Source organism: Frigidibacter sp. MR17.24 (assembly GCF_037095655.1).
GTDB lineage: Bacteria > Pseudomonadota > Alphaproteobacteria > Rhodobacterales > Rhodobacteraceae > Frigidibacter.
This window is the reverse complement of sequence record NZ_JBAWKE010000001.1, coordinates 899,590-913,180: the sequence shown is the minus strand read 5'-3', so window position 1 is coordinate 913,180 and position 13,591 is coordinate 899,590. Positions and strand designations below refer to the sequence as shown.

Below are 13,591 nucleotides of genomic sequence, written 5' to 3'. Positions count from 1 at the left end.
CCATGGCCGAACTTGGACCGATCGCCGTCTTCCTGTTCATCCTGTTCCTGCTTCTGGGGTCGGGCGTCTGGGTGGGGCTTGCGCTGCTGGGCGTGGCCTGGATGGGGATGGAGATCTTCACCTCGCGTCCGATCGGCGACGCGATGCTGACCATCGTGTGGCGCTCGTCGTCCAGCTGGACGCTGACCGCGCTGCCGCTGTTCATCTGGATGGGCGAGATCCTGTTCCGCACCCGGCTGTCCGAGGACATGTTCCGCGGCCTGGCGCCCTGGCTCGCGCGGCTGCCGGGGGGGCTTTTGCACACCAACGTCGTCGGCTGCACGGTCTTCGCGGCGGTCTCGGGTTCGTCCGCGGCGACGCTGACCACGGTGGGCAAGATGTCGATCCCCGAGCTGCGCAAGCGCGGCTATCCCGAGCGGCTGGTGATCGGCACGCTGGCCGGGGCGGCGACGCTGGGGCTGATGATCCCGCCCTCGCTGACGCTGATCGTCTACGGGGTCACGATCAACGAATCGATCACCAAGCTGTTCATGGCCGGGATCGTGCCGGGGCTGGTGCTGGCGGCGATGTTCATGGGCTATGTCGCGGTGATGAGCCGTCTGGCCCCCGATTTCACGCCCACGCCCGAACCGGCGATGACCTTCGGGCAGAAGCTGGCCAACTCGCGCTTTCTTGCGCCGGTGATGGCGCTGATCGTGGTGGTGATCGGGTCGATGTACCTGGGCCTTGCCACCGCGACCGAGGCGGCGGCGCTGGGGGTGGCGGGGGCGCTGGTGCTGGCGGGGGCGCAGGGCTCGCTCAGCTGGGCGACGTTCTCGGCCTCGCTGATGGGGGCGGCGCGGACCTCGGCGATGATCGCGCTGATCCTGATGGGGGCGGCGTTCCTGTCGCTGTCGATGGGCTTCACCGGGCTGCCGCGGGCGCTGGCGGAATGGATCGGGGGGATGGAGCTTACGCGCTTTCAGCTGCTGATGGCGCTTTTGGTGTTCTACATCGTGCTGGGCTGCTTCCTTGACGGTATCTCGTCGGTCGTGCTGACGATCGCGGTGGTCGAGCCGATGGTGCGTCAGGCGGGCATCGATTTCATCTGGTTCGGGATCTTCATCGTCGTCGTCGTCGAGATGGCGCAGATCACCCCGCCGATCGGCTTCAACCTGTTCGTGCTGCAGGGGATGACCGGGCACGAGATGAACCGGATCGCGCGCGCCGCGCTGCCGATGTTCGCGATCATGGTGGTGATGGTCTTCGTGCTGATCGCCTTCCCCGGCCTCGCGACCTGGCTGCCCGAGAACATGCGCAGCGGCCCCGGCTGAGCGCGAAGGGGCCAGTTCGGGCCTGTTCGGGCCAGTTCGGGGCTTGCCCGGGCCGGCTTGCCAGCGCCGCGGCTTTGACGCCTAATCCCCGCTGCAGGTTCCGCCTGCCCGTGACCCCGCGACGGAGCCTCCCATGGTGCTTTGGAAGCAGATCATCGTCTCGCTCTGCCTCGTGATCGCGGTGGCGGCGGCCGCGGCGCTGTGGCTGCCGGGCGCGCGCCCGCTGCTGCGCGCCGCCGGGCTCGAGCGGCCGATGCAGGTCATCGGCCTGATCCGCGACGAGGGCGAGGCCCCGGCCGGCGACGGCCGCGGCCCGGCGGTGCGCACGCCCAAGGGCGTGCCGGTGATCGCGGTGCCGCCAGGCCGCGTCGCGATGGACACCCGCATCGAGGCGATCGGCACCACCCGCGGCATCCGGTCCGTCACCGTGGCGGCCGAGCGCACCGGGCGGATCACCGCGCTGGGCATCCGCTCGGGGCAGCGGGTCGAGGCGGGCCAGCTTCTGGTGCAGATCGACGATGCCGCGGCCCGGATCGCCGTCGAGCGCGCTCGCGTCAGCCTCGATTACGCCCGCAACGAGCTGGGGCGGATGCGGCGGCTGGAGGAGAGCGGATCGGGCACGGTGCAGCAGCGGCTGGATGCCGAGCTGGCGCTGCGCAACGCCGAGCTGGCGCTGACCGAGAGCGAGCGCGTGCTGGCCCAGCACCGGATCGAGGCGCCGGTCGCGGGCTGGGTCGGGATCGTCACGCTGGAGCCGGGCGACCTGCTGGCCTCGGGCGTCGAGATCACCACGATCGAGGACCGCTCGCGGCTTCTGGTCGACTTCCGCGTGCCCGAGCGGCTGGTGGCGCAGATCGCGCAGGGCGACGCGGTCCATGCCGCGCCGCTGGCCGATCCCGCGCAGCTGATCGCCGGGCGGATCACCGCGCTCGACAACCGGGTCGAGGCCGCGAGCCGCACGCTTCGGGTGCAGGCCGAGGTCGAGAACCCCGGCGACCGGCTGCGGGCGGGGATGGCGCTGCGCGTCGGGCTGAACCTGCCCGGCGAGATGCGCACCGCGGTCGATCCGATGGCGGTGCAGTGGGGCACCGGCAGCGCCTATGTCTGGGTGGTGCGCGACGGCAAGGCGGCGACGGTTTCCGTGCAGATCCTGCAGCGCAATTCGGACGTGGTGCTGGTCGATGCCGCGCTCGAGCCGGGTGACCTCGTGGTGGTCGAGGGCGTCGTGAGCCTGCGCACCGGCAGCGAGGTCAGCGTCCAGCCCGGACCGTCGACATGACGGGGCCTCTCGACATGACGGGGCCTTCCGCATGACCGGGGGCGCGGCATGAGCGCGGCCCCGCGGCCCGGGCGCGTCGCGTCCTCGTCGACCGCCGTCCTCGTGCGCCGGCCGGTGCTGGCCTTCGTGATCAACGCGCTGATCGTGATCGCGGGCCTCGCGGCCTTCGGCGCCGCCGAGATCCGCGAGCTGCCCGAGGTCGACAGCCCCGTCGTCACCATCAACACCGATTTCGACGGCGCCTCGCCCGAGACGATGGACCGCGAGGTCACCGCCGAGATCGAGGGCGCGGTGGGTCGGGTCAGCGGCGTGCGCTCGATCTCGTCCACCTCGCGCGCGGGGCAAAGCCGGGTGACGGTCGAGTTCCGCGACGATGTCGATCTCGATGTCGCGGCTTCGGACCTGCGCGACGCGGTGGCGCGGATCCGCGGCAGCCTGCCCGGCGACGCCGACGAACCGCGCATCGTCAAGGCCGATGCCGACAGCGACCCGGTGATGCGGGTGGCGGTCACCTCGGCCCGCCGCTCGCCGCAGGAGCTGACGCAGATCGTGCAGGACCAGGTCGAGGACCGGCTGATGGCGGCGCCGGGCGTGGCCGACGTCACCGCCTGGGGCGACCGCGAGCCGGTGTTCCGGGTCGACATCGACATGCAGGGGCTGGCCGCGCGCGGGCTGACGCTGGCCGATGTGCGATCGGCGCTGGGGACGATGGATTTCGACGCGCCGGCGGGGGCGCTGGGGGCGCGGGGGCTGAACCTGCAGGTGCGCGCGCTCGCCCCGGTCGCGACACCCGACGAATTCGAGGCGCTGCGCCTGACGCCCGAGGTGCGGCTGGGCGACGTGGCGCAGGTCTCGCTCGGGCCCGACACCGGCGAGACGCTGCTGCGCGCCAACGGCCAGACCGGGATCGGGCTGGGGATCATCCGGCAGGCGCAGTCGAACACGCTCGAGATCTCGGAGGCGGTGCGCGGCATCGTCGACGGGCTGGCCAGGACCCTGCCCGAGGACGTGCGGATCTTCGTCACCTCGGACAGCGCCGATTTCATCCGCGGCTCGATCCACGAGGTCGAGATCGCGCTGGCGATGTCGGTGCTGATCGTCACCGGGGTGATCTGGCTGTTCCTGCGCGACTGGCGCGCGACGCTGATCCCGGTGATCGCGATGCCGGTGGCGCTGGTGGGGACGGTGGCGGCGATCTGGCTGGTGGGGTTTTCGGTCAACATCCTGACGCTGCTGGCGCTGGTGCTGGCGACGGGGATGGTCGTCGACGACGCGATCGTCGTGCTGGAGAACATCGTGCGGCGCCGGTCCGAGGGGATGGGCGCGCGCGCCGCGGCGGTGCTGGGCACGCAGCAGGTGTTCTTCGCCGTCATCGCCACCACGACCACGCTGGCGGCGGTGTTCATCCCGCTGTCGTTCCTGCCCGGCCAGACCGGCGGGCTGTTTCGCGAATTCGGCTTCACGCTGGCGATCTCGATCCTGCTGTCGTCGGTCACGGCGCTGACGCTGTGCCCGGTGCTGGCCAGCCGGATGCTGGGCCGGCAGGCGATCGATGCGGGCGGGCGCGGGCTGCCCGCGCGGTTCGGCGCGCTGTTCGCGCGGGTCTATGCCCGCACGCTGCACGCCTGTCTCGAGGCGCCGCTGGTCGTGGTCGCGGCCGCGGGCTGCTTTGCGCTGGTCGCCTGGGCGCTGGCGGGATCGCTGCAGCAGGAGCTGACCCCGCCCGAGGATCGCGGCGGGCTGCGGATCGTGATCTTCGGGCCGCAGGGGTCCTCGATCGACTACACCTCGGCCAAGGTGGCCGAGGTCGAGCAGCTGCTCGAGCCGCTGCGCGCGCGCGGCGAGATCGCCGCGACCTTCGCCGCGATCGGGCTGGGAAACCGCGACCATTTCGCGATGCTGTTCGTGACGCTGTCGGACTGGACCGAACGGTCGCGCAGCCAGCAGGAGATCGCGGCCGAGCTGCGCGCGCAGTTCGACGGCATCGTCGGGATGCGGATCTACATCGGGCAAGGCAATTCGCTGGGGGTGCGCGGCGGCGGCAACGGGCTGTCGTTCTCGCTGGTGGGCGAGGATTACGCCACGCTCGCCACCGCCAGCAACGCGCTGCTGAAGCGGATGGAGACGGACCCTCGCTTTGGCCGGGTCGGGGTCGATTACGACACCACCCAGCCGCAGCTGTCGGTGACCGTCGACCGCGAGCGCGCCTCGGACCTCGGGATCGACATCGCCGGGCTGGGGCAGGCGATCCGGGCGGTGCTGGACGGCAACCCGGTGGGCACGGTGTTCCTGGGCGACCGCGCGATCGACGTGAAGATGATGGCGACGCTCGACCCGGTGGACGATCCCGGCGATCTCGAGCGGATCTTCCTGCGCGCGCGCTCGGGGGCGATGATCCCGGCCTCGTCGGTGGTGACGCTGACCGAGGGGTCGATCGCGCCCGAGCTGAAGCGCGTGGGGCAGATGCGGGCGGTGCCGATGACCGCGAGCCTTGACGACGCGATGCCGCTCGGTGCCGCGATGGACGAGGTGCAGCGGCTGGCGGCCGAGGTGCTGCCGCCCGGCGTGCGGATCCTGAGCCAGGGCGAGGCGGCGACGCTGGCCGAGAACAACCGCGGCATCGCGCTGACCTTCGGCACTGCGATCGTCATCGTGCTGCTGGTGCTGGCGGCGCAGTTCGAAAGCTTCGTCTCGGCGCTGATCGTGATGGCGACGGTGCCGTTCGGGCTGGCCTGCGCGGTGGTGGCGATGGCGGTGACCGGCGGCAGCCTGAACGTCTATTCGCAGATCGGGCTGGTGCTGCTGGTGGGCATCATGGCCAAGAACGGCATCCTGATCGTGGAATTCGCCAACCAGCTGCGCGACGAGGGCCGCCCGGTGCGCCGCGCGATCGAGGAGGCCTCGGTCACCCGGCTGCGGCCGGTGATGATGACGATGATCGCCACCGTGATCGGCGGCGTGCCGCTGGTGCTGGCGCAGGGCGCGGGGGCCGAGGCGCGGGCGGTGCTGGGCTGGATCATCGTCGGGGGACTGGGCCTTGCGACGGTGGCGACGCTCTATCTCACGCCGGTGGCCTACCTGCTGCTGGCGCGGCTGACCCGGCCCAAGGTCGAGGAGGAGGCGCGGCTTCTGTCCGAGCTGGACAGCGCGGCGGCGCTGACCGCCCGGCCGGGATCGGCGGGCTAGCGCGTCAGCGCGCCTTTGTGGGCTCGTCGTCCTCGTCCGCCGGGGCCAGCCAGAACACACCCGGCAGGCTCGCGGCGAGGATCACGGCGCCGAAGACGATCGAGGCCGCCACCGCCGGTTCCGAGGCGACGCCCGCCAGCGGCAGCAGCCCCGCGGCCGCGCCCTCGCGAAAGCCCCAGCCGGCGATGGTCAGCGGCACCAGCATCGCCGTCAGCACCAGCGGCACCAGCGTCACCGCGGCCTCGGGCGGCAGCGTCACGCCGATGGCGCGGGCGGCGAAGTAGAAGGTCGACAGGTTGCAGGCCACGACCCCGAGGCTGAGGATCACCTGCCGCGGCCAGATCCCGCGCGCGAAGACCGCCCGGCGCAGCGAGGACGCGAGCCGCCGCCCGGTGTCGGGCCGGGTCCGCCAGGCCAGCGCCGCGACCGCCAGCACGACCGCCGCGGCGCCCAGGCACCAGGCGACGACGGTGGCGGTGCCCTCGGGCCAGACGACGCCGCCGGGCAGCACATGCGCCAGCACCAGCCCCGCGAGCGTGACCAGAAGCAGCGTCACCTGGCCGGCCAGACGCTCGATCACCACGGCGCCGGTGGCGGTGCCGAGGCTTGCCTGCTTCTGGGTGCGCACCACGCGGGCGGCATCGCCCAGCATGCCGCCGGGCAGGGTCTGGTTGACCAGCTGGGCGACGAAATATTCCTTCACTGCCTGGCCGCGCGGGATCGGGTGACCCAGCGCGCCCGCGGTCAGCCGCCAGCGGAAGGCGAGGAACGGGAACTGCAGCAGCGCCGCGACCATCGACAGGCTCAGCCACAGCGGATCGGCATCCGACAGCCGCGCCACGATCTCGGGCCCGTCCAGCAGGTGCCAGAGCAGCGCGAGAAGCACGAAGGGCAGCACGAGGCGGATCAGCCGCATCGGCACCTGTCTGCGGATCGTTCCGGTCAGCACGGGCCGGTGCACTCCTTGAAACCCGGGCCGTGGGGATCCGCGCTGGGGCAGCGCGACCGGCCCGCATGGCTGCCATATAGTCAGCGGGGCCGGTTGCGCCAGTCTCGTGATGCGCCGCCGGGCCGGAACCCGCCGATTTCCGCCGCGTCGGCGCGGGCCTGCCACGCCGGTGGCGCCCAGCCGCGCCCCGGCCGCGCCCCCTCCGGCCGCGGCGGCCTAGTCCGCCAGCACCAGCACGTCGCCGGGCGCGACCGACAGCGTGACCGGGCTGCCCACCGCCGGCGGCGGCTGATCGGGGCGGTTGAAGCTGTCCAGATGCAGCCGCGCGCCGCCGGTCTCGGCGCCGATGCGGATGACCGAGCCCAGGAACTGCACGTCGCAGACCGTGGCGGGCAGGGCGATGCGGCCGGGGGCCGGCGCCTCGCCGGGGCGGTCCATCACCACCGCCTCGGGGCGCAGCGCCAGCGTCGCGCGGCCCGGCGGCAGCGGCCGGCCAAGGCTGACCTCGGCGCCGCCCAGCCGCACGGTCCCGGTCTCTGGCACCAGCACCTGCGCCTCGATCCGGCTCAGCTGGCCGACGAATTCGGCGACGAAGCGCGTCGCCGGGCGGTTGTAGATGTCGAAGGGCGCGCCGACCTGTTCGGCCACGCCGCCGTGCATCACCACGATCCGGTCCGAGATCGACAGCGCCTCTTCCTGGTCGTGGGTGACGAAGAGCGTGGTGATCCCAAGCTCTTTCTGGATCTCGCGGATCTCGGTCCTGAGCGAGACGCGCACCTTGGCGTCAAGCGCCGACAGCGGCTCGTCCAGCAGCAGGATCGAGGGCTGGGGCGCGAGCGCGCGCGCCAGCGCCACGCGCTGCTGCTGTCCGCCCGACAGCTGGAACGGATAGCGCGCGCCCAGGTGCGACAGCCCGATCATCTCGAGCATGCGGGCGATGCGCGGCGCCCGCTCGGCCCGCGGCACGCCCTTGACCTTCAGCCCGAAGCCCACGTTGTCGGCGACGGTGAGGTTGGGAAACAGCGCATAGGCCTGGAACACCATCCCGATCGAGCGCTGGTTCGGGCGCAGCCGCGTCACGTCCTGCCCGCCGACGGTGATCGACCCGCCCGAGGGCGTCTCGAACCCCGCGACCATGCGCAGCACCGTGGTCTTGCCGCAGCCCGAGGGCCCGAGGAGCGAGATGAACTCGCCCTGTCCGATCGACAGGTTGAAGTCCTTCACCACGCGGGTCGGGCCGTAGGACTTCTCGAGGTGGGAGATTTCGAGGAAGGACATCAGCGCGCGGCCCTCACGTGTTTCTGGAAGCGGGTGACAAGCTGGATCAGCCCCATGCAGATCCAGGTGATGGCGAAGGCGATCACCGCCAGCGCGAAGGGCTCGTAGGCCTTGTTGGCGCCCATCAGCTGCAGGTAGGGGCCGAAGGCGGGGCGGTTGAGAAGCGCGGCGAGGGTGAATTCGCCCAGCACGATCGCGAAGGTGACGAAGGCGCCCGACAGCACCGCGACCAGCACGTTGGGCAGGATCACCCGGCCCAGGATCGTGATCCAGCCGGCGCCGAGCGACTGCGCGGCCTCGGTCAGGGTGCGCACGTCGATCGTGCGCAGCCCGGTGTCGACGGCGCGGTACATGTAGGGCAGCGACAGCGTCATGTAGCCCACCATCAGCAGCAGGTTGGTGCCGAAGGTGGTGCCGGTCAGCGGCAGCCAGCTGCTGGTGTTGTAAAGCCGGATGTAGCCGAAGACGATGACGATGGCGGGGATCACCAGCGGCAGCAGCGTCACGAACTCGATCACCGGGCGCAGGCGCGGCAGCTTCAGCTGCACCCAGAACGCGGTGGGCACGACCAGAAGCGCCGAGAAGACGATGGTCATCACCGCCATCAGCGCCGAATAGCCGAAGGTCTGGCGGAACTGCGGGTCGGCGATCACCGCGTCATAGGCGTCCAGCGAATAGACCCCGCGCCGCATCGACAGCGAGAACTCGGTCATCCCCACCAGCGGGATCACGAAGTAGGCCACCCCCAGCAGGAAGACGATCCAGGCGAGAAGCTTGGTCATTTCAGCCATTTCTCCGAGCGCACGCGCAGCACGATGTAGATCGTGTTGGCGATCGAGGTGACGACGATCATGCCGAAGGCCATGGCATAGCCCAGGTGCGGGTCGCCCAGCACGTCGCCGCGGATCTGCGCGAACAGCATGATCGGCACGATGTTGAGCGACGATCCGGTCAGCGCGATCGCCGTCGCCACCGCGCCGAAGCTGTTGGCGAACAGCAGCGCGAAGGTGCCCAGCAGCGCCGGGAACAGGATCGGCAGCGCCACCATCCGCCAGTACTGCCCCGAACTCGCGCCCAGCACCTCGGCCGCCTCGCGCCATTCGCGCTTCAGCCCGTCGAGCGCGGGGGTGATGATCAGGATCATCAGCGGGATCTGGAAGAACAGGTAGGTGATCGTCAGGCCCCAGAACGACAGGATGTTGAACCCCAGCGCCCGCAGGTTGATGCCGAATTCCTGGCGCAGCCACATCGTCACCAGTCCAAGCGGCCCGAGCGTGGCGAGGAAGGCGAAGGCCAGCGGCACGCCCGCGAAGTTCGACGCGACGCCGGAAAAGGTCAGAAGCGGCCCGCGCACGACCTTGGGCAGGCCCCACAGCACCATCGAGGCCGCCATCAGGAAGCCGACAAGGCAGCCCAGCACCGCCGAGGCGACCGAGATCTTGATCGAGATCCAGTAGCTCGAGAGGATCGAGGGGGTGAACAGCCCGGCAAGGTTTTCCAGCGTCAGCCCGCCCTCGGGCGTCTGGAAGGCGCCGATCACGATCTTCAGCGTCGGCAGGAACAGGAACAGCAGCACGAAGGCCGCGAAGGGCAGGATGCCCAGCCAGGCCAGCGGCAGGCTGCGGCGCGGGCGGGGGCCGGGCAGGGCGATCGCCTCGGGCGCCATCGCCGCGGTGGCGAGGACCTGGGCCTGCGACTGGCCCTGTCTTTGGCCCTGTGTCTGGCCCTGTGATTGGCCCGGCGGGCTCTCGGTCATGGGGAGGATCCCGGTCGGGAGAAGAAGGGGCCCGCGCGGCCCGGACGGGCGCGCGCGGGCGGTGCGTCAGGTCACTGGACGTTGGCGCCGACGGTGGCGTCCCAGCCGGCGGTCACGGCCGCCTTGTTGCCGTCCTGCTCGGCGAGCGAGGGGAAATAGGCCTTCTCGTAGGCCTCGGCCGGGGGCAGCGCCTCCAGCAGCTCGGCCGGGATCTTGCCCGCGGCCGACATCGCGTTGAACCGCGCCGGGTGGCAGTAGCCCTTGAGCCACAGCGACTGGCCCTCGTCCGAATACAGGTATTCCATCCACAGCTTGGCGGCGTTCGGATGCGGCGCATGGGCCGAGATCGCCTGGACGTAGACGCCGGCCAGCACGCCGGTCTTCGGCACCACGACCTCGACCGGCGGGTTGCCGTTCAGGCCGTCGCGCCACGACAGGGCGTTATAGTCCCAGGCGATGACGATCGGCGTCGCGCCCTGCGCGAGCGTGCCCGCCTTGCCGATGACCGGGACGAAGTTGCCCGCCTTGTTCATCTCGGCGAAATAGTCGAGCCCGGCCTTGCCGGCGGCCTCGCCCGCGGCGGCGCCGGTGCCCATGCCGGCGGCCAGCACCCCGAGAATCGCCTGGTTCGAGGCGCGCGGATCACCCGCCAGCGCGACCGAGCCTGCGTATTCGGGCTTGAGCAGGTCGGCCCAGTCGGTCGGGACCTCGTCGATCAGGTCCTTGTTCACCATGAACGACATCACGCCGTAATAGTCGCCGTACCAGTAGCCGTCGGCATCCTTCACCTCGGCCGGGATCTCGTCCCAGGTAGCGACCTTGTAGGGCTGCAGCAGGCCCTCTTCCTTGGCCTGCGGGCCGAAGGACAGGCCCACGTCCAGCACGTCGGGCGCCTGCGGGCCGGTGTTGCCGACGTTGGCGCGCACGGCCTCCAGCTCGTCGGCCGAGCCCGCGTCGGGGTTCAGCTCGTTCACCTCGATCTCGGGGTACTTGGCCTTGAAGCCCGCGATCACGTCGCCATAGCCGCACCAGCTGTGCGGCAGCGCGATCGTCGTCAGCATGCCCTCGGCCTTGGCCGCGGCTTCAAGCTCGGCCATCGACTGGGCCGAGGCGAGGGCGGTCGAGCCCAGAAGCGCGCCAAGCGCGAGAAGCCCCGTCGAGAGGCGCGTGAGGCTGCGAGCGGTTTTCATGTTAACTCCCTGTCGATGCGGCAGAAGCTGGTGGGCGGTCTTGCCCGGATGCGCTGCCTAACGCGTGTTCACGTCGGTAATGTGACAGCGATCAAGCCCACAGAGCCGGGCAATTGCAACAGTTTCGTGACACCGCACCACGCCGCAGCCCGCCGGCCCGACCCCGCGCCACCGTGACTTGCATTGCGCGGCGCGCTCCGCCCATGCTGCGCGCGCCCAATCCCGGCCACACCGGCGCGGCCGTCCCGCGCCGCGCGGTCCGGCCGCCGCGTCTCAGGAGCGACCCGTGACCGCACTGCCCCCCTTCGACCGCCCGACCACCCCGCGCCGCAGCCGGGGCTTTTCCCGGCGCGACGCGCTCGCCTGCCTCGGGGCGGCGGGGCTGGTGCCGTGCCTGCCGGGCGGGGCGCTGGCGGACACGGCGGCCGAAACCGGCTTCACCCCCGCCTTCGGCCCGGCCCGACCCTTCGGCTTCGACGATCTCGCCGCGCGCGCGGCGGCGCTGGCGGCGCAGCCCTTCGCCCCGGTCGTCGTGCCCCAGCCCGAGGTGCTGGCCGCGATCGACTACGACGCGCACTGGCGCATCCGCTTCCGCCCCGAGGCCTCGGTCGCGGTCGGGGCGGTGCCGATGCAGTTCTTCCACCTCGGGACCTATTTCCGCAGCCCGGTGACGGTGACCGTCGTGCAGGACGGCCTGTCGCGCGAGGTGCTCTATGACGAGCGGTTCTTCGAGATGCCGGCCGACAGCCCCGCGCACCGGCTGACGAAGGGCACGGGCTTTGCCGGCTTCCGGCTGATGCGCGACAGCCTGAAGACCGACTGGATCAGCTTCCTTGGCGGGGCCTATTTCCGCACCGACGGCGCGCTGGGGCAATACGGCCAGTCGGCGCGCGGGATCGCGCTGAACACCGGCATGACCATTCCCGAGGAATTCCCCCGCTTCACCGAATTCCACCTCGAACTGCCGGCGCCGGGCCAGACCGTCGACGGGCGCCCGGCGGTGGTGATCATCAACGCGCTGATGGACGGCCCCTCGGTCGCGGGCGCCTACCGGATGGTCTGCGCCAATGCCGAAGGGCAGGGCCAGGTGATGGAGATCACCGCCCGGCTGCATTTCCGCCGCGCGGTCGAGCGGGTGGGGATCGGCCCGCTCACCTCGATGTTCTGGTATTCCGAGACCAACCGGCTGCAGGGCAGCGACTGGCGCCCCGAGATCCACGACACCGACGGGCTGATGATGGTGATGGGCAACGGCGAGCAGGTCTGGCGCCCGCTGATGAACCCGCCCCGCGTCGTCACCTCGAGCTTCGGCACCGCCGATCCGCGCGGCTTCGGCCTCGTGCAGCGCGACCGCGCCTTCGAGAACTACCAAGACGACGGCGTGTTCTACGACCGCCGCCCCTCGGTCTGGATCGAGCCGCTGCCGGGACCGGACGGGGCCGGCTGGGGCCGGGGGCAGGTGCAGCTGGTCGAGATCCCGACCGACGACGAGATCTACGACAACATCGTCGCCTTCTGGAACCCCGAGACCCCGCCCGCGCCGGGGCGCGAGCACGCGTTCCGCTACAACCTGCACTGGGTCGACCGGGTGGCGCTGCCGGGGCCGCTGGCGCGTGCGGTGGCGACCCGGCTGGGGGCGGGCGGCGTACCGGGCCAGCCGCGCCCGGCCGGGCACCTGAAGGTCGCGATCGACTTCGAGGGGCCGGCGATCAAGGGGCTGGGCCAGCAGGACCGCGTCCGCCCCGAGGTGACGGTGCCGCCGGGGGTGACGCTTGAACAGGCCTATGCGCTGCCGGTGGTGGGCACCGACCGCTGGCGGCTGATCTTCGACATCTCGGCCGAGGCGGTCGAGACCGCCGACATCCGCGCCTATCTCTCGCGCGACGGCGCCGCGCTGACCGAGACCTGGCTCGGCCAGATCCACCCCGCCCAGTTCGATCGCAACCGCGGTCTCGCGCCCTGACCGGGCCCGCCGGCCACCGATGGCGCGCCGGCCGCACGGCACGGGACAGGCGCCGCGCGGGGCGCCGTTTGACGCAGGCCATGTCGGGCCACGTGGGCAGGGTTGCGCTGGGGGAGCCGGGCGGGGCGACGCGCTTTGGGCGCGGCGCGCGCCGCGTGCGACGGGCCGATCGGGGCGAGCCGACCGGGAAACGCCGATCGGGATCGCTCGAACGGGATAGGCCGACCGGGATCAGCCGACTGGGATCAGCCGACTGGGGCAATCTGCACGGGGCGCAAGCCGCGGGCAGCAGGCGGCATGTGCGGGCTGCAGGGGCAGGCCAGATCGGGCGGACCGGGCCGGGCAGGGACGCAGGGAGGTCACGCCCGACAGGGCAGGCGTGACAGGGCACGAACTGCGGGGCGCGAACTGCGGGGCACGACCTGCGGGGCGCGGGGCGTCGGGCGCGGCGCCCGGGGGGCGCCGGCGGTGCAGGGGGCAGCAACGTCAGTCCGGGCCGGCGGCACTGGGGGCTTGCGCGATCGCCGCCGCTGTCGGACCCTCGCCCCCGGAGGAGACCCGCCCGATCCCTGCGCGCCGCAGGCTGGGTGCCGCACGATCCGTGCCGCAGGCACCCTGCCGTCACCGGCCACCGCCACCGACCGCCAACTGGCAGCCGACTGGCAGCCGACTGGCAG

9 protein-coding genes are annotated in these 13,591 nt (G+C 71.6%); 4 read left to right on the top strand and 5 right to left on the bottom strand.

Features of this window, described 5'->3' with window-relative positions:
* Positions 1-2 precede the first annotated feature (2 nt).
* The 3 genes from V8J39_RS04220 to V8J39_RS04210 all read left to right on the top strand — a co-directional run bounded on the left by V8J39_RS04220 (position 3) and on the right by V8J39_RS04210 (position 5,778).
* Positions 3-1,313, top strand: a complete 1,311-nt coding sequence (locus V8J39_RS04220) for a TRAP transporter large permease (RefSeq protein WP_336459604.1) — start codon at positions 3-5, stop codon at positions 1,311-1,313.
* A gap of 133 nt (positions 1,314-1,446) precedes the next feature.
* Positions 1,447-2,592, top strand: a complete 1,146-nt coding sequence (locus V8J39_RS04215) for an efflux RND transporter periplasmic adaptor subunit (RefSeq protein WP_336459603.1) — start codon at positions 1,447-1,449, stop codon at positions 2,590-2,592.
* 48 nt (positions 2,593-2,640) lie between these two features.
* Positions 2,641-5,778 (top strand): efflux RND transporter permease subunit, encoded by a 3,138-nt coding sequence (locus V8J39_RS04210; RefSeq protein WP_336459602.1) that lies wholly within the window; start codon positions 2,641-2,643, stop codon positions 5,776-5,778.
* 4 nt (positions 5,779-5,782) lie between these two features.
* On the opposite strand, the gene V8J39_RS04205 is transcribed toward V8J39_RS04210, so the two are convergent.
* The 5 genes from V8J39_RS04205 to V8J39_RS04185 form a co-directional block, all read right to left on the bottom strand.
* A complete protein-coding gene (locus V8J39_RS04205) occupies positions 5,783-6,727 on the bottom strand; it encodes a lysylphosphatidylglycerol synthase transmembrane domain-containing protein (protein ID WP_336459601.1) in 945 nt (314 codons plus the stop codon).
* 216 nt (positions 6,728-6,943) lie between these two features.
* Positions 6,944-8,005, bottom strand: a complete 1,062-nt coding sequence (locus V8J39_RS04200) for an ABC transporter ATP-binding protein (protein ID WP_336459600.1) — start codon at positions 8,003-8,005, stop codon at positions 6,944-6,946.
* A complete protein-coding gene (locus V8J39_RS04195) occupies positions 8,005-8,787 on the bottom strand; it encodes an ABC transporter permease (RefSeq protein ID WP_336459599.1) in 783 nt (260 codons plus the stop codon). The genes V8J39_RS04200 and V8J39_RS04195 overlap by 1 nt, the downstream gene beginning before the upstream one ends.
* Positions 8,784-9,671, bottom strand: a complete 888-nt coding sequence (locus V8J39_RS04190) for an ABC transporter permease (RefSeq protein WP_336460195.1) — start codon at positions 9,669-9,671, stop codon at positions 8,784-8,786. The genes V8J39_RS04195 and V8J39_RS04190 overlap by 4 nt, the downstream gene beginning before the upstream one ends.
* A gap of 161 nt (positions 9,672-9,832) precedes the next feature.
* Complete coding sequence (locus tag V8J39_RS04185) at positions 9,833-10,951, bottom strand: ABC transporter substrate-binding protein (protein ID WP_336459598.1); 1,119 nt, start codon at positions 10,949-10,951, stop codon at positions 9,833-9,835.
* A gap of 286 nt (positions 10,952-11,237) precedes the next feature.
* Here V8J39_RS04185 and V8J39_RS04180 point away from each other — a divergent pair, with 286 nt between their 5' ends.
* Complete coding sequence (locus V8J39_RS04180) at positions 11,238-12,914, top strand: glucan biosynthesis protein (protein ID WP_336459597.1); 1,677 nt, start codon at positions 11,238-11,240, stop codon at positions 12,912-12,914.
* Positions 12,915-13,591 lie beyond the last annotated feature (677 nt).